Annotated in this window: 16 protein-coding genes, 2 tRNA genes, 1 pseudogene and 1 riboswitch; of the genes and pseudogenes, 7 read left to right on the top strand and 12 right to left on the bottom strand. The window is 67.6% G+C overall.

Annotation, left to right across the window (positions count from 1 at the left end; genetic code table 11):
• Nucleotides 1–26 precede the first annotated feature (26 nt).
• The 7 genes from OG589_RS26795 to OG589_RS26825 all read right to left on the bottom strand — a co-directional run bounded on the left by OG589_RS26795 (nt 27) and on the right by OG589_RS26825 (nt 10,059).
• Entirely contained in the window at nt 27–2,627 is a 2,601-nt protein-coding gene (locus OG589_RS26795) for a valine--tRNA ligase (protein WP_405140543.1), read from the bottom strand.
• Nucleotides 2,628–2,907: 280 nt separating this feature from the next.
• Nucleotides 2,908–4,191: an ATP-dependent Clp protease ATP-binding subunit ClpX gene (gene clpX, locus OG589_RS26800; protein ID WP_392838701.1), complete on the bottom strand. Its 1,284-nt coding sequence runs from the start codon at nt 4,189–4,191 to the stop codon at nt 2,908–2,910.
• Nucleotides 4,192–4,371: 180 nt separating this feature from the next.
• A complete protein-coding gene (locus OG589_RS26805; RefSeq protein ID WP_405140544.1) occupies nt 4,372–5,016 on the bottom strand; it encodes an ATP-dependent Clp protease proteolytic subunit in 645 nt (214 codons plus the stop codon).
• Between the two features lie 11 nt (nt 5,017–5,027).
• Nucleotides 5,028–5,672 (bottom strand): ClpP family protease, encoded by a 645-nt coding sequence (locus tag OG589_RS26810; RefSeq protein WP_405140545.1) that lies wholly within the window; start codon nt 5,670–5,672, stop codon nt 5,028–5,030.
• A 117-nt stretch (nt 5,673–5,789) separates the two neighbouring features.
• Entirely contained in the window at nt 5,790–7,358 is a 1,569-nt protein-coding gene (locus OG589_RS26815) for a Na+/H+ antiporter (RefSeq protein ID WP_405140546.1), read from the bottom strand.
• Between the two features lie 249 nt (nt 7,359–7,607).
• Nucleotides 7,608–8,981 carry a trigger factor gene (tig, locus tag OG589_RS26820; protein ID WP_405140547.1) on the bottom strand — a complete coding sequence of 458 codons (1,374 nt, stop codon included), beginning with the start codon at nt 8,979–8,981 and terminating at the stop codon, nt 7,608–7,610.
• A gap of 208 nt (nt 8,982–9,189) precedes the next feature.
• The gene (locus OG589_RS26825) at nt 9,190–10,059 is read right to left on the bottom strand and encodes a helix-turn-helix domain-containing protein (RefSeq protein WP_405140548.1); all 870 of its coding nucleotides are present in this window, start codon (nt 10,057–10,059) and stop codon (nt 9,190–9,192) included.
• A gap of 395 nt (nt 10,060–10,454) precedes the next feature.
• Here OG589_RS26825 and OG589_RS26830 point away from each other — a divergent pair, with 395 nt between their 5' ends.
• On the top strand, nt 10,455–10,835 hold the full coding sequence (locus OG589_RS26830) for an ATP-binding protein (RefSeq protein WP_405152133.1): 381 nt from the start codon (nt 10,455–10,457) through the stop codon (nt 10,833–10,835).
• A gap of 163 nt (nt 10,836–10,998) precedes the next feature.
• Here the strand turns inward: OG589_RS26830 and OG589_RS26835 are convergent.
• A tRNA-Pro gene (locus tag OG589_RS26835) sits at nt 10,999–11,072 on the bottom strand.
• A 90-nt stretch (nt 11,073–11,162) separates the two neighbouring features.
• Here OG589_RS26835 and OG589_RS26840 point away from each other — a divergent pair.
• Nucleotides 11,163–11,233 (top strand) — tRNA-Gly (locus OG589_RS26840).
• A gap of 351 nt (nt 11,234–11,584) precedes the next feature.
• On the opposite strand, the gene OG589_RS26845 is transcribed toward OG589_RS26840, so the two are convergent.
• The 3 genes from OG589_RS26845 to OG589_RS26855 all read right to left on the bottom strand — a co-directional run bounded on the left by OG589_RS26845 (nt 11,585) and on the right by OG589_RS26855 (nt 12,944).
• Nucleotides 11,585–11,983, bottom strand: a complete 399-nt coding sequence (locus OG589_RS26845) for a hypothetical protein (RefSeq protein ID WP_405140549.1) — start codon at nt 11,981–11,983, stop codon at nt 11,585–11,587.
• Between the two features lie 7 nt (nt 11,984–11,990).
• A complete protein-coding gene (locus OG589_RS26850) occupies nt 11,991–12,215 on the bottom strand; it encodes a hypothetical protein (protein WP_405140550.1) in 225 nt (74 codons plus the stop codon).
• 192 nt (nt 12,216–12,407) lie between these two features.
• Nucleotides 12,408–12,944, bottom strand: a complete 537-nt coding sequence (locus OG589_RS26855; RefSeq protein ID WP_405140551.1) for a GNAT family N-acetyltransferase — start codon at nt 12,942–12,944, stop codon at nt 12,408–12,410.
• A 126-nt stretch (nt 12,945–13,070) separates the two neighbouring features.
• Here OG589_RS26855 and OG589_RS26860 point away from each other — a divergent pair, with 126 nt between their 5' ends.
• From OG589_RS26860 to OG589_RS26870, 3 genes and pseudogenes are all read left to right on the top strand, one after another.
• Nucleotides 13,071–14,012, top strand: coding sequence for a sulfotransferase domain-containing protein (locus OG589_RS26860; RefSeq protein WP_405140552.1), 942 nt, complete (start codon nt 13,071–13,073; stop codon nt 14,010–14,012).
• A 303-nt stretch (nt 14,013–14,315) separates the two neighbouring features.
• Nucleotides 14,316–15,671: a dihydrolipoyl dehydrogenase family protein gene (locus tag OG589_RS26865; protein ID WP_405140553.1), complete on the top strand. Its 1,356-nt coding sequence runs from the start codon at nt 14,316–14,318 to the stop codon at nt 15,669–15,671.
• Nucleotides 15,672–15,782: 111 nt separating this feature from the next.
• A pseudogene (locus OG589_RS26870) lies at nt 15,783–16,070 on the top strand (maleylpyruvate isomerase N-terminal domain-containing protein); the annotation flags it as partial.
• Here the strand turns inward: OG589_RS26870 and OG589_RS26875 are convergent.
• Nucleotides 16,008–16,208 carry a 50S ribosomal protein bL37 gene (locus OG589_RS26875; RefSeq protein ID WP_405140554.1) on the bottom strand — a complete coding sequence of 67 codons (201 nt, stop codon included), beginning with the start codon at nt 16,206–16,208 and terminating at the stop codon, nt 16,008–16,010. The pseudogene OG589_RS26870 and the gene OG589_RS26875 sit on opposite strands and share 63 nt — an antisense overlap.
• A gap of 67 nt (nt 16,209–16,275) precedes the next feature.
• Between OG589_RS26875 and OG589_RS26880 the strand changes: the two genes are divergently transcribed.
• Both OG589_RS26880 and galT read left to right on the top strand, forming a co-directional pair.
• Nucleotides 16,276–17,076 (top strand): DeoR/GlpR family DNA-binding transcription regulator, encoded by an 801-nt coding sequence (locus OG589_RS26880; RefSeq protein ID WP_405140555.1) that lies wholly within the window; start codon nt 16,276–16,278, stop codon nt 17,074–17,076.
• A complete protein-coding gene (gene galT, locus OG589_RS26885; RefSeq protein ID WP_405140556.1) occupies nt 17,073–18,155 on the top strand; it encodes a galactose-1-phosphate uridylyltransferase in 1,083 nt (360 codons plus the stop codon). Before OG589_RS26880 ends, galT begins: the two co-directional genes overlap by 4 nt.
• Before the next feature lie 63 nt (nt 18,156–18,218).
• Nucleotides 18,219–18,354: riboswitch (cyclic di-AMP (ydaO/yuaA leader) on the top strand.
• Nucleotides 18,355–18,382: the final 28 nt, after the last annotated feature.

Raw genomic sequence — 18,382 nt, forward strand, 5'->3', positions numbered from 1 at the left:
TGGTCACGGGCTCCCAGAAGGGTGTCTCAACTCGCCGGCAGCGCCGCCAGCTGGGCCTCTAGCCTGGCGATGTCGGCGTCCGCCTGCGCCGCCCTGGCGCGGACCTTGACCACGACATCCTCCGGTGCCTTGGACATGAACTGCTCGTTCGCCAGCTTGGCGGCCGACTGGGCCGCCTCCTTGCGCGCGGCGGCGAGATCCTTGTCCATGCGCCGCCGCTCGGCGGCCACGTCGATGGCTCCGGCGGTGTCGATCTCGACGACGGCCGGGCCCACGGTGAGCCGTGCCGTGGCCGTGAACGACTCTGCGGGGTCGTCCAGCCGCAGCAGGGTGCGAATGGCGGTCTCATGGGCGGCGAGCGCCGTACCGTCGAGTGAGAGCCTGGCGGCGACCCGCTGGCCGGGCTTCAGCCCCTGGTCGGATCTGAAGCGGCGGACCTCGGTGATGAGCTCCTGCAGAGAGAGGATCTCCCCCTCGGCCGCCTGATCGGCGTACCGCGCGTCGGTGACCGGCCAGGAGGCGACCGTGATGGACGGCCCCCCGGTGAGCGCCCGCCACAGCTCCTCGCTGACGAACGGCACGAGAGGATGCAGCAGCCGGAGCAGCGCGTCGAACACGTGCCCCAGCACCAGGCGGGTGCGGTCGGCCACCTCACCGCCCGACGCGATCTGGATCTTGGCCAGTTCGACGTACCAGTCGCAGACCTCATCCCACGCGAAGTGGTAGAGGTGATCGGAGATCTTGGCGAACTCGAAGTCCTCGTAGCCCGTGTCCACCGCGGCGACGACCGACCGCAGGCGGGACAGGATCCACCGGTCGGCGACGGTCAGGTCGCCGGGGTCGGGCAGTGGGGCCGAGACCGTCGCGCCGTTCATCAGCGCGAACCGGGTGGCGTTCCAGATCTTGTTGCAGAAGTTGCGGGAGCCCGCGGCCCAGTCTTCACTGATCGCCACGTCCGACCCCGGGCCGGCGCCCCGCAGCAGGGTGAAGCGGGTCGCGTCCGCGCCGTACCGGAAGATCCAGTCGAGCGGGTCGACGACGTTTCCGAACGACTTCGACATCTTCTTGCCGTACTGGTCGCGGACCATGCCGTGGAGCGCGACCGTCTGGAACGGCGGCGTGCCGTCCATGGCGTAGAGCCCGAACATCATCATCCGCGCGACCCAGAAGAACAGGATGTCGTACCCCGTCACCAGGACCGTCGTGGGGTAGAAGCGCTCCAGCTCGCGCGTGCGCTCCGGCCAGCCGAGGGTGGAGAAGGGCCACAGGGCCGAGGAGAACCAGGTGTCGAGCACGTCGGGGTCCTGCACGTACCCGGCGGGAGGCTCCTCGTCGGGGCCGACGCACAGCACCTCGCCCTCCGGGCCGTACCAGACCGGGATGCGGTGGCCCCACCACAGCTGGCGGGAGATGCACCAGTCGTGCATGTCGTCGACCCAGTCGAAGTAGCGCTTGGCCAGCTCAGGCGGCTGGATGCGGGTGCGGCCGTCGCGCACGGCGTCCCCCGCGGCCTTCGCCAGGGGCTGGACGTTCACGAACCACTGCAGGGACAACCTCGGCTCGACCACGGTCTTGCAGCGGGAGCAGTGGCCGACGGCGTGGAGGTACGGACGCCGCTCGGCGACCACGCGCCCCTCGGCGCGCAGCGCGGCGACCACGGCGGGCCTGGCCTCGAAGCGGTCTAGCCCCTGGAAGGGACCGTGGGCGGTGATGACGCCCCGCTCATCCATGACCGCGAGCGACGGCAGCCCGTGGCGCCGGCCGATCTCGAAGTCGTTGGGGTCGTGGGCGGGGGTGACCTTGACCGCGCCGGTGCCGAACGCCGGGTCGACGTGCTCGTCCGCCACGATCGGGATCAGGCGCCCGGTGAGCGGCACCTCCACCGACGTGCCGATCAGGTGGGCATAACGCTCGTCTGCGGGGTGCACGGCGACGGCCGTGTCTCCGAGCATCGTCTCGGCCCGGGTGGTGGCGACGACGATGGACGACTCGCCCTCGCCGTAGCGGATCGAGACCAGCTCGCCTTCGTCGTCGGTGTGGTCGACCTCGATGTCGGAGAGCGCGGTGAGGCAGCGCGGGCACCAGTTGATGATGCGCTCGGCGCGGTAGATCAGGCCGTCGTCGAAGAGCCGCTTGAAGATCGTCTGGACGGCCCGGGAGAGGCCTTCGTCCATGGTGAACCGCTCGCGCGACCAGTCGACGCTGTCACCAAGCTTGGTCATCTGACCGAGGATGCGGCCGCCCGACTCTTCCTTCCACTGCCAGACCCGCTCGACGAACGCCTCGCGCCCGAGGTCGTGCCGGGACAGGCCCTCCTTGGCCAGCTCGCGCTCGACGACGTTCTGCGTGGCGATGCCGGCGTGGTCCATGCCGGGGAGCCACAAGGTCTCGAACCCGCGCATGCGGGCCCGCCGGCTGAGGGCGTCCTGGATGGAGTGGTCGAGGGCGTGGCCGATGTGGAGGACACCGGTGACGTTGGGCGGCGGCAGGACGATGCTGTACGGCTCGCGCCCGCTGCCTACATCCGCAGTGAAGTAGCCCTCCGCCACCCAGCGCTCGTAGCTCTGGGTCTCGACGTCAGCGGGTGCGTACTGGGTTGGCAGCTCAGGCGTTGTCACAGTCACCAATTGTAGGGAGGCCCGCACCTTGCCCGTGTCCTAACCACAGGCCGCCCCTTACCCGATATACGGACATAAGCCGCCCAAAAACCATATTGGGCATGACTATAAGTATGACGACATTACGGTGAGTTACATCGCCGGGGTCTCCGCAGCGCGCCAGAGATACGGACCTGGGCCCGGAAATGTCCTGAATCGCGGCCGTTTTCCGCTGGAAAGCCGTGATCGCGGGCGGCCGGGTGGCCGCTCGCGATCAGGTGGCGTCAGCGTCGTCGGAGTGATCGCCCGATCAGGCGGACTTCTCCCGGGGAGTGCGCTGCTGCTTGGCGTTCAGCTGGTCGCGAGGGACCAGGGTGGGGTTGACGTGCTCCAGGACCGACTCCCTGGTGATGACGACGCGGGCCACATCCTGCCGGGAGGGCACTTCGTACATCACCGAGAGGAGGACCTCTTCCATGATGGCGCGCAGCCCGCGGGCTCCGGTGCCGCGCAGGATCGCCTGGTCGGCGATGGCCTCCAGCGCGTCGTCGGTGAACTCCAGCTCGACGTTGTCGAGCTCGAACAGCCGGCGGTACTGCTTGACCAGGGCGTTCCTCGGCTCGGTGAGGATCTGGATGAGCGCCTCGCGGTCGAGGTTGTGCACGCTGGTGATGATCGGAAGACGGCCGACGAACTCGGGGATCATGCCGAACTTCAGTAGGTCCTCCGGCATGACGTCGGCGAAGATGTCGGACGCGTCGATCTCATCCTTGGAGTGGATGATCGCGTTGAACCCGATGCCCTTCTTGCCGATGCGCGACTCGATGATCTTTTCGAGGCCGGCGAAGGCGCCACCGCAGATGAACAGCACGTTGGTGGTGTCGATCTGGATGAACTCCTGGTGCGGGTGCTTGCGGCCGCCCTGCGGCGGGACCGAGGCGGTCGTGCCTTCGAGGATCTTCAGCAGCGCCTGCTGCACGCCCTCGCCCGAGACGTCACGGGTGATCGAGGGGTTCTCGCTCTTGCGGGCTATCTTGTCGACCTCGTCGATGTAGATGATGCCCGTCTCGGCCTTCTTGACGTCGTAGTCGGCGGCCTGGATCAGCTTGAGCAGGATGTTCTCGACATCCTCGCCGACGTAGCCCGCCTCCGTGAGCGCCGTGGCGTCCGCGATGGCGAACGGCACGTTCAGCATCTTCGCGAGAGTCTGCGCGAGCAGGGTCTTGCCCGAACCGGTCGGGCCGAGCAACAGAATGTTGGACTTTCCCAGCTCAAGACCGTCGTCTCGGCCGCGTTCGCCGGACTGCACCCGCTTGTAGTGGTTGTAGACCGCCACCGAGAGGGCCCGCTTCGCCTTGTCCTGACCGATGACGTAGGCGTCGAGGAACTCGTAGATCTCTCTCGGCTTGGGAAGACTGTCCCACTTGAGCTCGGAGGACTCGGAGAGTTCCTCCTCGATGATCTCGTTGCAGAGATCGATGCACTCATCGCAGATGTAGACGCCTGGTCCGGCGATGAGCTTCTTGACTTGCTTCTGGCTCTTCCCGCAGAACGAGCACTTCAGCAGGTCTCCGCCGTCGCCGATGCGTGCCACCCCAGATACTCCTTTGCGTGGGACCGCCTGCTCCGCGATCCGAATCTTGCGGACTCGGTCCGAAAAGTCATCCCGCTCAGGTTTCGACGTTACCGTCTTCTGGGCCCTCAGTGCGCCCCCTAGCGGTGAGTCGCACCGGAACGTGCCCAATTGGGCACCGTTCCGGTGCGATCCGCGTCCTCAGGAAGCCACGGCTTGGGCGCGTTTCTTCCGTGAGGGGATGATGTCGTCGATCAGGCCATAGTCCTTGGCCTCATCGGCATTGAGGATCTTGTCGCGCTCGATGTCGCGACGGACCTCTTCCTGCGTCTTGCCCGAATGACGGGCGACGATCTCCTCCAGCAGCGAGCGCATCCGCAGGATCTCGCGCGCCTGGATCTCGATGTCGCTTCCCTGGCCGCCACCCTCGGTGGACGGCTGGTGGATCAGGACACGGGCATTCGGCAGCGCGAAGCGCTTGCCCGGAGTGCCGCCGGCCAGCAGCACGGCCGCGGCGGATGCCGCCTGGCCGAGGCAGACCGTCTGGATCTCCGGACGGACGAACTGCATGGTGTCGTAGATCGCCGTCATCGCGGTGAACGAGCCACCCGGGGAGTTGATGTAGATGCTGATGTCACGGTCGGGATCGAGTGACTCCAGGGTCAGCAGCTGGGCCATCACGTCGTTCGCCGACGCGTCATCGATCTGCACCCCGAGGAAGATGATGCGATCCTCGAAAAGCTTGTTGTAAGGGTTCATCTCCTTGACGCCGTACGTGGTGCGTTCGACGAACGAAGGGATGATGTAGCGGCCGTTGATGTCTCCCGGCCGGATCAGATCACTCACGAGTTGCCCCTTCAGGAGACGGCGCCCTCAGAGGGCACCTGCCGCGCGCTGCGCACGACATTGTCGATGAAGCCGTAGTCCTTGGCCTCCTCTGCCGTGAACCAGCGGTCCCGATCGGAGTCCCTCTCGATCTGGTCGAGCGGCTGGCCCGTGTGGTGGGCGATGCGCTCCGCCAAGGTCTTCTTGACGTAGAGCATCTGCTCGGCCTGGATCGCGATGTCCGCGGCCGTGCCGCCGATGCCGCCGGAAGGCTGGTGCATCATGATGCGAGCGTGCGGCAGCGCGTAACGCTTGCCTGTGGCCCCGGCGCACAGCAGGAACTGCCCCATCGAGGCGGCGAGACCCATGGCGACCGTGCAGACATCGTTCGGCACATACTCCATCATGTCGTAAATCGCCATGCCGGCGGTCACCGAACCGCCAGGAGAGTTGATGTAGAGCCAGATGTCACGGTCGGAGTCGTCGGCGGCCAGGAGCAGCAGCTCTGCGCAGATGCGGTTGGCGACCTCGTCGTCCACCTGGGTGCCGAGCACCACGATGCGCTCACGCAGCAGACGGTTGTATAGCTGGTCCTCGAGCCGGAACGAGCCGTTCTCACGGCCACGCGACTCCGGCCCGAAGCTGGTGGGCTGGAAAGAGGTCGGCGGGCTGGTCACAGCGTCACCTTCCGATGCGTCGTAATCGATGGGCTTTGCTTGTGACCTTAACGCGCGGCACCGACCGGTCAGACCCCGTCTCCACACTGTTCGCTGACGGCGCAGGTGCCTAGGGGCTCAGTGGGGGCCCGACGCGCGGCGGCGATCTTCGAGGTCGAGCTCGTGGATGAGATGACGCTGCGTCCCCGCGCTGATCTTGCCCTTCGAGTACAGCTCGTCCAGTTTCTCCCGCTGGGCATGGGCGAGTTGCTTGCGCAGCCAACGGGTCTCGGACTGACCGGACGCCCCTTCTTCCACGTCGTCGTCGAGGATCGCCCGTACGCGATCGAGCCGCAGTTCGAGCAGCTGGCGGAAGACGTCGGCCATGTGGTCGTCCACCTGGCCGTCGGAGCTGAGCCGGTCGAGCCGCGCCAGGGCGGCCTCCATCGTGGCCTCCCGGGCGGTGGCCTCCTCGATGACGGACTTCTTGGACTCCCCCAGGCCGAGGCGGCGCAGCAGCGGCGCCAGAGTGGTGGCCTGACCGAGAAGGGTGACGAGGACCACGACGGCGGCCAGGAAGATCATCAATGGCCGGTTCGGCACGGTCAGCGGGATCGACAGGGCGACGGCGAGGGTGATCGCGCCGCGCATCCCCGCCCAGCCCATGACGACCCGCTCGGCCCTGGCGACGCGGTCGAACGACAGGTGCCTGCCCGGCAGCCACTTGGCCAGCGGGAACACCACCACTGTCCACAGCAGCCTGAGCAGCACGATGACGGCGAGGACGATCAGGGCCGTCCCCGCCAGCGAGGCCGCCGAGTAGCTCGACACCCCGGTGATCACCTGGCGGATCTCCAGCCCGAGCAGGACGAACAGGCTGGATTCCAGCAGGAAGACCAGGACGTCCCAGAACGCGTTGCCGGTGAGCCTGGAGGCGGGCTGGAGCAGCCCGTGAGCGCGCATGCCGAGGTAGAAGCCGGTGGTGATGGTGGCGAGCACCCCGGAAAGCCCGAAATGCTCCGCAGGGAGGTAGGCGAGGAACGGCGTGATCAGGGAGACCACGATCTGCGCGCCGCCATCCTTGATCCAGAGGCGGAGCCGGGCCACGAGCCATCCGACGACCAGGCCGTACAGCACCGCGCCCACGACGACGCGGACCATCAGCCAGGCACCGCCGGCCAGCGTGACCGGCTCGGAGATCGCGGTGAGCGCCAGGCCGAACAGGGTGAGGGCCACGGCGTCGTTGACGAGGCTCTCACCCTCCAGGATCGTCACCAGGCGGCGCGGGGCGCCGAGGCGCTGCATGATCGAAGTCGCCGACACCGGGTCGGTCGGCGAGACCGCCGCGCCGAGCGCGAGGGCGACCGGCCAGCCCACCTGGGGCACGGCCAGGTGCACCGCCACCATGACGGCGAAGGCGGTCACGCACGTGAGGCCGAAGGCCATCACCGAGATGGGGACCGCGTCCTCCTTGGTCTCGCGAGGCGCGGTCAGGAACGCAGCGCGGTAGACCAGCAGCGGCAGGTAGATGTTCAGGATGACCTCGGGCGCCACCGCGGCCTTGGACATGCCGGGCAGCAGGCTCGCGGCCACTCCCAGCAGGACCAGCGGTATCGCCTGCGGTATGCCGAAATGCCGCGCCAACCCCCGCCCGACCAGCATGATCACGGCGATGAACACGGCGACGATGAGGTAACCCTCGATCATCGGCTCCCCCGATTGCCTGCGCACACAGTCGGGAGCTGCCCCGCAATCGGCAAGAATCACCCCAAACTTCGCCTAAGCGTGCATGCCTCTAGAGGTGAGACGACGACGCCCCCGCCGCGAGATCGCGGCGGGGGCGTCGTACAGAGAATGCATCGCCTTCCAGCACGGCTCGATGTGAACCGGGCAGCCGGAAGGCCCCGTCAACGCCTGAACGGTGATTCGGGCGCTGATGTCAGGCGAACCGGAGCGTCACTCGGCCGGCTGGGCGGCGCTCTCGGCGGCGGCGGCCTCGTCGGCCTCGTTGAGCTCGGTGTAGATGGCCTTGAGGTCGACCTCGTTGCCCGCATCGTCGGTCACCTTGGCCGCGTCGCCGATGACGGTCTTGGCCTTGTCACGGACGATCTCGACCATCGCCAGCGTGAGCTGGTCGTTGTCGGCGAGGTGCTGGGCGAGGGTGTTCGGGGCGACGCCCATCTGCATGGCGCGGCGCACCACGAAGTTGGTGAGCTCCTGCTCGTTGACCCCGAGGTCCTCCTGCTTGACGATCTTGTCGAGCAGGAAGCCGGTCTTGATCGCCTTGCGGGAGTTCTCGTCGAACTCGGCGAACCGCTCTTCCTCGGTGGTCTGGTAGAGCCGGAAGAACGCCTCGCGGCTGAGGCCGCTCTCGCCGATCTGGTGCTCGAGATTGTGCTTGCGGGCGTCGAGCTCGGCCTTCAGCGCGCTGTCGGGGAGCGGGATGTCGAGCTGGTCGAGCAGGGTGGCCAGCGCGTTCTCGCGGGCCTGCACGACCTGGTCGACGAGCTTGTTGCGGCGGGCCTGCTCGCGGATGCTGTCGCGCAGCTCCTCGAGGGTGTCGAACTCGCTGGCGAGGCCGGCGAACTCGTCGTCGAGCTCAGGGAGGACCTTCTCCTTGACGCTCTTGACGTTGATGGTGACGTCGGCTTCCTCGCCGGCGTTCTCACCGCCCACGAGCGTCGTGGTGAAGGTCTTCTCGTCGCCGGCGCCCATGCCGACCAGGGCGTCGTCGAGGCCTTCCAGCACCGAGCCGGCGCCGACCTCGTAGGAGACGTCCGAGGCCTGCTGCTCCTCGATGTTCTTTCCGTCGATCGTGGCGGAGAGGTCCATCACGACGTAGTCGCCGTTGCCGGCAGGGCGCTCGACCCCGGTCAGCGTCGCGAACCGCTGGCGCAGCGCGTCGATCTGGGTGTCGATGTCCTCATCGGAGACCTCGGCCGAGGGAACGGTCACCTCAAGGCCTTCGTAGGCCGGGATGTCGAAGGCCGGGCGGACGTCCACCTCCGCGGTGAACTCCACCTCCTTGCCATCGTCGATCTTGGTGACCTCGATCTCGGGCTGGCTCACGGGGAAGACGTCGCTCTCGTCGACGGCCTGGCCGTACAGCTTCGGCAGGGCGTCGTTGAGGGTCTCTTCCAGAACCACCGCGCGGCCGAAGCGCTGCTCGATGATGCGGGCGGGAACCTTGCCGGGGCGGAAGCCGGGCACGCGCACCTGCTGCGCGACCTTCTTGTACGCCGCCTGCATGCTCGTCTCGAGCTCCTCGAACGGCACCTCGACGGTGAGCTTCACCCGGGTCGGGCTGAGCTCCTCGACAGCGGTCTTCACGGGGTGGTCTCCTTGATCAAGCTTCTGGTGATCGCGGGCGCGTCATGCCGTACGGCTACCGCGACATGCTCGCGCGCCGCGCCCACATGGGCGGCTCAGTGCACAGGCCAACGGGCACGAACTATCTGGGCGTGCTCAACTGTGGCGGGTGTCCAGCGCCGCATGCCAGTCTAGGGCAGGCGGGCACCTTCGGCGTCATCGACAGGCGTCAGAATCTATCAGAGATGATCTTCTGAAGAATATCGACCGTCGCGTCCGGAGTGGTGCTCACGGCACACAGCCGCTCCATCACCTCGCTGTAACGGTCCACTTCCTCGCGTTTGTCCAGGTAGAGCGCGCTAGCAAGCTGCTCGACGTATACCACGTCGGGAAGCTCGCTGTCCTCGAAACGCAGGATGCTGAAGGCGCCGCCCTCGGCGCTGTGCCCGCCGAAACTGAACGGCATGACCTGAATCGTGATGTTCGGCTGGCGCATGAGCTCAAGCAGGTGCTCCAGCTGTCCACGCATCACATCGGCGCCGCCGATCGGCCTCCGCAGCGCGGCCTCGTCGATCACCGCCCAGAAGACCGGCCCGTCGGCGCGGTCGAGGACGCGCTGGCGCTCCACCCGCAGGTCGACGCGGCGCGCGATCTCCGCGGGGCCGACACCGGCCGCGCCCGCGGTGATGACGGCGCGGGCGTACTCCTTGGTCTGCAGCAGGCCGGGGATGAACTGCACCTCGTAGGTGCGAATGCGCGATGTGGCCTCTTCCAGGCCGACGTACGCCTGGAACCAGGAGGGCAGGAGATCGTTGAAACGGTGCCACCAGCCTGGTTCGTTCGCTCTGTCCAGGAGGTCCATGACGGCCGACCTGGCCTCTCCGTCCGCGACTCCGTAAAAGGTGAGCAGGTCCGCCACATCGCGTTCCTTGAATCCGACCCGGCCCAGCTCCATCCTGCTGATCTTGGATTCGGAACCTCGGATCAGATGACCTGCCTCCTCGCGCGAAATGCCCTTTTGCTCGCGGAGGCGACGCAGCTGGGAGCCCAGGAGGATGCGGAGGGCCGTGGGACCGGATCCAGGCTGGAACAGCGTCATTCGGCCTCCTTCTCTACTCAGGCCAGCCAACACAGTGTCACCACTTCCGGCCCCCGTGACAAGGTCTGGTCCGCGCGTCCCTATCACCTGTCGCGTCGTCACGACTCAGACGTCCCATCCGTACGAGCTCATGCGTCTGCACGGCGCAACTGCACGTGCATTTGGGTCTTGCACCGAGCCGCAATACTGACCCATGATGGCCTAGTGCATATTGGGTTAAAGGTGCACTAACTCGTAAAAGAGACGACAGGCTGCGGAGACTGACAATGACAGCGGGAGGTATCAGCAGGATGCTGGAGCCCGTATCCGCGGCCCGCTGCCTCGAAGCAACCCGTGAAGTGGGATTTCAAAGGCTGTTGCGGTCGAGCGGTCGCGAGGACGCCACCACCTGCCCGTTGCGCCCCCAGGCCGATTCGGTGAAAACGGCCCGCGACGTGACCCGGACCACCCTCAAGGGATGGGGACTTCCGGAACTCGGCGACGACGCGGCGCTCGTGGTGTCCGAACTGGTCACCAACGCCGTCCGCTACGCGAGCTACTCCGCGCGGCGCTACGTCGAGCACCCGATCACGCTGATGCTCCTGCGCCTTTCGCCGCATGTACTGCTCGCGGTGTCGGACCCCAGCGACGAGGTGCCCACGCCCAAGGAGCCGGACTTCATCTCGGAGCACGGGCGCGGCCTGTACATCGTCGAGACCTACAGCAATTGCTGGGGCTGGGACGCGCTGGACGATGGCGGCAAGGCCGTCTGGGCCCTCTTCCGCGCCGACCGCTGATTTCCGCGCCGACCACTGAGCGACGCTCGCCCCGGCCCTGGCGGCCCGCGACCGTTGCCCCCGGTGCCGGGCTCTGAGCGCCGACGAACGGGCGCGAGCGCCCGCTGAATCGACGGAACTCCGCCGCCGGCTCCCCGCGTAGGCGGAGCCGGATACCGGCGCGTCGGGGTGACCGGATTTGAACCGATGATCTCCTGCACCCAAAGCAGGCGCGCTACCAAGCTGCGCTACACCCCGGAACGTCGGGTCGCTCGCGCACTCGCAATCTCCGGTACGCTTACGTCCTGACGACCGGATGAAGTCTAGACCAGACGGCGACCGGCTCGCGCGGACGTAGCTCAATGGTAGAGCCCCAGTCTTCCAAACTGGCTACGCGGGTTCGATTCCCGTCGTCCGCTCTCACGATAAAGGCCCAGGTAGAGGACATGATCCTCAGCCCGGGCCTTAACTCTTTCACGACTTACTTTTGGTGTCGTGCCCGTCGCGTGCCCGTCCCCTTTTCGGACCGACGAGCGTGCCCGTTCCCCGTCGCCGACTTCCGCCGCTTCTCTGGCGTGCCCTCACGAGCGACCTTGAGCGCCTGGCCGAGTGCCTCCGCGATGACCTTGTCCCGGTCCTGCGTCGCGTGCTGGTAGATCAGCGCCGCTCGGGGGCTCGCGTGGCCCATCCTCACCATCAGCTCCTTGAGGCTTGCACCCGATGCCGCCGCGAGCGTGTTGCCGACGTGACGAAGATCACGGAAGTGGAGATCAGGGAGCCCCACATCCGCGCGAACCGTGTTCCAGATCCGGCGGAAGCCCCGAACGGCGCAGCCATGCCCCCTTGGGACCGATGAACACTCGCCCGTTCTCCCCCGGTTCCGCGAACTGGTCGAGGTGGTGGCGAAGCTCCGGGATGATCTCTTCAGGGATGGAGACGACCCGACGACCCGCCCGAGACTTGGGGGTGTCCTCCATGAGCTTGCCGCCGTCGAGTTCGGCCAGCTCACTCACGACCCGTACGACCCCCTCGTCCAGGTCGAGGTTCGGACGGCGCAGGCCGGCCAGCTCACCCCAGCGAAGGCTCGTGAACGTGCCGAGGAGCACGAGCGCCCGGTATCGCTCTGGCACCTTGCCGAGGATCTCCAGAACCTTCGCCAGCGGGATCATCCGCCGCTCAGGGGTGTCCGGGGTGCCGGCCCCTTTGATCCGGCATGGGTTCATCCTCTACGGCCGTACTCGTGATCGACTTGAGGAGCTGGTACGCCTTGGCCACGGTCGACTGTCCAACCGCGCCGAGGCGTTCCTTGCGCCAGCGCCGTACGTCGGCCTCCTTGATGTCGCACACGTTGTAGTTGCCGAAAGTCGGGGCGAGGTGGTTCTTGAGCAGGCTCCGATACAACCCTTCCGTTCGGACTTCCAAAATTGACAGACATCGTTGACACCTGGGTCTCCGGCGACTACGGAGACCATCTATGTCGGACCCCAACCCCCCGCTCGATCGCGAAGCCAAGCGTGCTGCATCAGGCAACGTTCGCCCTGTTGTGATGTGCGCGCTGCCCGGGTGACCGTTCGAGCGGCGTGAGCCGCCAAGCTATGCGGGTGGCTGAACGGGTACGCCGGGCTCCTTGCTGAGCAAGGTCCCACGCGCTCCGAAGCCGGCCGAGGAGTAGAAGCGGACGGCTTCCTTGTTCGGCGTGAAGATTCCGGCATAGAGGATCGAGGCACCGCGCTCTGCGGCAGCTTGCTCCGCCGCCATCACCAAGGCCGACCCCACACTCTTGCCGCGATGCCCGTCCAGGACGACAGTGTGGATCTCGGCCGCGCGGCGCGGAATGAGGATCGAATGCTCCGGGGGATCTGCCAGCAAGACCACCTCCACCCTGCCCACCACCTCGCCTGCCACCTCAGCGATCAAGATCAGCACCTTGGACTCCGCCGAAAGCACCTCCTCGCAGTGCCTGCGCATGGCCTCGATGTCGGGCACGCGGTAGATGACCGGATCGAGTTGGACATGCCTTTCGGCGTTCGCGAGACGCAGGCGGACGAGCGAGGGCACGTCCCCACGCTCGGCAGCCCTGATTAAAAATCGACATGAGTCGAGCCTCGCAACGTGCCCGCACAACCGCAAAGCATGCTGACCGACTCAGAACGGGGCGGACGTTGCCTGATGCGGCGCTAGGGTCGCCCGGTTGCAATTTGGGTTGCAGTTCAGGGTGATCCAGTGGCGTTCAGGGTGGATCGCTAGGATCTAGCGATGTTCGGCACCACGCCTGTTATTTACCGCAGCGGGCTCACCGACAGCGGCCGGTGGAAGCGGTTCACGTTCCGGCCCGGTGACATCGTCATCAGTACACCGTCGAAGTGCGGGACGACGTGGATGCAGATGATCTGCGCATTACTGATCTTCCAAAGCACCGAGTTGCCTGCTGCGCTGACCACGCTGTCACCGTGGCTGGACATGCGACTGCGCCCCATTGACGATGTCCTGCGTGTGCTCGATGCCCAAAAGCATCGCCGTTTCATCAAGACCCATACTCCGTTGGACGGCCTGCCCGACGCTGGGGGCGTCTCGTACCTGACAGTGGGACGCGACCCGCGCGATGTCGCGGTGTCGATGGACCACCACCGCGCCAACCTCGACCGCGACGTCATCGAGAGGCTCTTGGCACAGACCTCCGACCACGAGACATCCGAAGAACGGGCTGCCGCGGTTCGCCCCACCCGGCCGGCGAGTCAGCGGGAGCGCTTACTGCAGTGGATTCATGACGAGCGGCCACCCGCCGCGAACCTTGATTCGTTGCGGGGCGTGGTGTGGCACCTTGGCGGCGCCTGGGCCCGTCGGCATGATCCTGCGGTTATCCTCGTGCACCACGCTGACCTGTCACACGATCTGCAAGGCCAGATGAGACAGCTGGCCGAACGACTCGGCATCACCGTCCCGCAGAAACTCTGGCCCACACTGATCCAGGCAGCCACATTCGGTCGGATGAGTGCACGGGCTGCTGACCTTGTTCCCGACGAGCAGCTCGGCCTGTTCACCGACAGCCATACCTTCTTCCGCTCCGGCAAGTCCCAACAGTGGCGTACGACGCTCACCGACCACGATCTCGACGCCTATGACCAGCTATTACGGTCGCTGGCGCCGACAGATCTGGTGGCCTGGCTCCAACAGCGGGAAGCGGAAACCGCTGACTAACCGCGCTTGTGCGATATGGGTGCAATGATCTTGCTGACGAGAGCCGTACGGTAAGGCTGCGCCGCACCGACGTGGCCCTGGCGTGCACGGAGATCCCACTGCTGGTCACGCCCGTGTCCCCCTTTACCACACTGGACTCGACCCGCCTTCTGGCGCGTGCCGCCTTCGACGTCGCCGTCGGCCATCGGCCCATGCCGGCCTGGCACGGCGGCCCGATCGGCGCCTGAGGCACCGCCCGCACGACGCCCAGAGGATCTCGGCGGCGTCCGTGTTGACCCGGTATCCCCAGGGCAGGGGGAGTCCATGGCTGCGGAAGTGGAAGAGTTCGACGTCATCGTCGTGGGTCTCGGGCCGGGCGGCGAGGACGTCGCCGGGCGCCTGGCGGAGGCGGGCCTGGCGGTCGCCGGGGTGGAGGCCAACCTGGTGGGTGGCGAGTGTCCTTACTGGGGATGCGTCCCGTCCAAAATGATGATCCGGGCGGCCGGCCTGCTCGCCGAGGGCAGGCGGATTCCCGGGATGGCGGGCGGGGCCGCCGTCACATCCGACTGGGCTCCTGTGGCCCGTCGCATCCGTGAGGAGGCGACGGACAACTGGAACGACAAGGTCGCCGCCGCCAGGTTCACCGACAAGGGCGGCACACTGGTACGAGGCCGTGGCAGGATCACCGGGCCGAAAGAGGTCACGGTCGACGGCGCGCGCACGCTGCGCGCCCGCCGCGGCGTGGTCATCTCCATCGGCTCCCAGGCCGCCGTCCCGCCCATCGCGGGGCTCGCGGGCACGCCCTACTGGACCAACCACGACGCGATCGAGACCGAGCAGGTGCCGGAGTCGCTCGTCGTGCTCGGCGGGGGCGCCATCGGGGCCGAACTGGCCCAGGTGTTCGCCCGTTTCGGCGCCGAGGTCACCGTGATCGAGGCCGCCGAGCGGCTCCTCGGCCCCGAGGAGCCGGAGGCGTGCGAGCTGGTCGCGAAGGTCTTCGCCGACGAGGGGATGACGGTCCGCACCGGCACCGAGGTCACGCGGGTGGACCACCACGGGGCCGCCTTCACCGTGATGACCGAGGACGGCAGCCACCGTGCCGAGAGGCTGCTGATCGCCACCGGGCGCAGGTCCGACCTCGCCGCGCTCGGCGTCGGCGCGATCGGGCTCGACGAGTCCGCGCACGCGATCAAGGTCGACGAGCACATGCGCGCCGGGGAGGGAGTCTGGGCGGTCGGCGACGTGACGGGCAAGGGCGCGTTCACCCACATGTCGATGTACCAGGCGGAGATCGCGCTGACGGACATCCTGGGCGAGCGCGGGCCGGCCGCGTCCTATCACGCCGTCCCGAGGGTGACCTTCACCGATCCGGAGGTGGCGGCGGTGGGGATGACCGAGCGCGAGGCGCGCGAGAAGGGCCTCGCCGCGCGAACCGCGTTCACCCGGCTCTCCTCGTCCGCCCGTGGCTGGATCCACCGGGCCGAGGGCTTCGTCAAGCTGGTGGCGGTCGGGCGTTTGCTGGTCGGCGCGACGACCGCCGGGCCGTACGCGGGCGAGATGCTGAGCATGCTGACCCTGGCCGTCCACTCGCGGGTGCCGATCGAGCAGCTCAAGACCATGATCTACGCATATCCGACATTTCACCGGGCGATCGAGGACACCCTCCGGCAGCTCGACTGACCCTTCGTGTCCTCACCGGCGCGGTGACGTGGACCCGCCCGTCGCTCCCCCTGACGGGATCTTTCGGGCGGGTTACCGTCGGTTGGACGACGCGGGAGGGGCATGATGACGATGGACATCCGGGAGGCCTACCGGAGGGCTCTCGACTGTTTCGGCGCGCAGGTGCACCGGGTGAGGGCACACCAGTGGCGGCTTCCCACCGCGTGCGGCGGCTGGGACGTGCGCACCCTGGTCGACCACCTCGTGGGCGAGACCCTTACCCGAGGAAGCCGACCCGCAGACACGCCTGCTCGCCGCGTGGGGACGCGGCGGCTGATACCGCGGGTGCTCCGGCGGTCAGCGGGACACCGGCCGCTTGCCGTGGTTGGCCTTCTTCTTCCTGCGGGCCTTGCCCTTGCGCGCGCGTCTGCCCATCTCGCGGTCCCCTTCCCGTGCGGCTCGTCCAACCACACTGCTCCTGGGGCCGGAGCCGTACAAGGCCCAAAGGTCAAAGATCGCGTCATACGCGTGTGGTTCCCGTTGGGAGCTCTCCGCCATCAAGTTTCAACATTGGATCGTTAGCAACGTGCGATAATTTGTTGGAATCTGTTGAAGAGGAGAGACGATGCTGGCCCAGCAACGGCAGCAGGCGATCCTCGAGCGCGTTCGCAGGAACGGCGCGGCACGGGTCGCCGACCTGGTCCGCGAGCTCGGGGTATCCGATATGACCATCCGCCGCGACCTGGAGGTCCTGGCCGAGCGCGGGCTGATCGAGAAGGTGCACGGCGGCGCCACCGCCACGGGCGCCGGGTCGACAGAGGAGCCGGGGTTCGCGGCCAAGTCCGTGCGCCAGCAGGCCGAGAAGGAGGCCATCGCGCGCCAGGCCGCCGAGCTCGTACGCCCGGGCACCGCCGTGGCGCTGTCGGCCGGCACGACCACCTGGACGCTCGCCCACCACCTGGCCGACATCCCCGAGCTGACCGTCATCACCAACTCGGTGCAGGTCGCCGACGTCTTCCACCGGTCCGGGCGCGCCGACCAGACCGTGGTGCTCACCGGAGGAGTGCGCACTCCGTCGGACGCGCTGGTGGGCCCGGTCGCCGTGGCTGCCATCCGCCAGCTGAACGTCGACACGCTGATGCTGGGCGTGCACGGCATGAACCCCAGGGCGGGGTTCACGACTCCCAACCTGCTGGAGGCCGAGACCAACCGCGAGCTGGTCGCCGCCGCGCAGCAGCTGGTCGTGCTCGCCGACCACACCAAGTGGGGCACGGTGGGCATCAGCACGATCGCCAAACTGGAGGAGGCCCATGTCGTGATCAGCGACACGGGCCTGCCCGAGGAGGCCAGGTCGGCGCTGTCCGACCAGGTCGGCACGCTGATCATCACCGATCCCGCCGGGGCCCCGCAGGTGGTGGCCCAGTGAAGCGCACGGCCACCCGTCTCGCCGACGGCCGCGAGCTGATCTACTTCGACCGCCGCGACGACGCCGACCGTGGCGCGCCCGACACCCGCGAGCTGCCCCCGCGTCCTCCGGCCTCCGAGCTGCGCCACGACCCGGTCATGGACGAGTGGGTCGCGGTCGCCGGTCACCGGCAGAGCCGTACGTTCCTGCCGCCCGCCGACGAGTGCCCCCTGTGTCCCTCGGCGCCGGGCCGGGCGACCGAGATCCCGGCCGCGGAGTACGACGTCGCCGTCTTCGAGAACCGGTTCCCGTCCTTCAGCTTCCACGAGGGCGACTACGAGCAGGTCGGCGGCCTGAGCGAGGTACGGCCCGGCCTCGGCCGCTGCGAGGTGGTGTGCTTCACCTCCGAGCACGGGTCGTCGTTCGCCGCGCTCTCCCCCGGCCAGGTCGACCTGGTCCTCACGGCCTGGGCCGACCGCACCGCGGAGCTCGCGGCGCTGCCCGGCGTGGAGCAGGTGTTCTGCTTCGAGAACCGCGGCGCCGAGATCGGCATCACGCTGGGGCACCCGCACGGCCAGATCTACGCCTATCCCTACGTGACGCCGCGGACCCGGCAGATGCTGGCCTCCGCCGGGCGATACCGGGAGCGGACGGGCGCCAACCTGTTCGCCGACGTGCTGGCGGCCGAGCGGAAGGCCGAGACGCGCCTGGTGGCGTCGAACGACCACTGGACGGCGTTCGTCCCCGCCGCGGCCCGGTGGCCGTTCGAGGTGCACGTCTACCTGAACCGCCAGGTGCCCGACCTGTGCTCGCTGGACGCCGAGGAGCGTGCCGCCTTCGGCCCCCTCTACACCGATGTGCTCCGGCGGCTGGACGGGCTGTTCGGCGTGCCGATGCCCTATGTCGCGGCCTGGCACCAGGCCCCGGTGCGCACCGGGCGCGACCTGGCCTACCTGCACCTCCAGCTGTTCAGCATCCGGCGAGCCGAGCGGAAGCTCAAGTATCTGGCCGGTTCGGAGTCCGCGATGGGCGCCTTCGTGAACGACGTCCTCCCCGAGGAGGCGGCCAGGCTGCTCCGGTCGCAGGATGACCTGGGGTGATTTAGGCCCAAGAGTCGCCATAACCAGGCCTTTACCACTACCATCCATCGCACACCGGCCGTATCGGTCGGTGCGCCTAATCCCAGGTGCCCCGCCTGGGAACCGGGGACCCATTGGTTCTTGGGGTGAATCCACTTCGTGGTAGGGCGTCTCCGGCCCGAACCCGTCAGCTAACCCGGTCGGCAGATGGAGAGGAGTGGGCTCTGCCCCCGACTTCGGGCCGCTAC

It is taken from the genome of Sphaerisporangium sp. NBC_01403 (assembly GCF_045040145.1).
GTDB classification, from domain to species: Bacteria; Actinomycetota; Actinomycetes; order Streptosporangiales; family Streptosporangiaceae; genus Sphaerisporangium; species Sphaerisporangium viridialbum.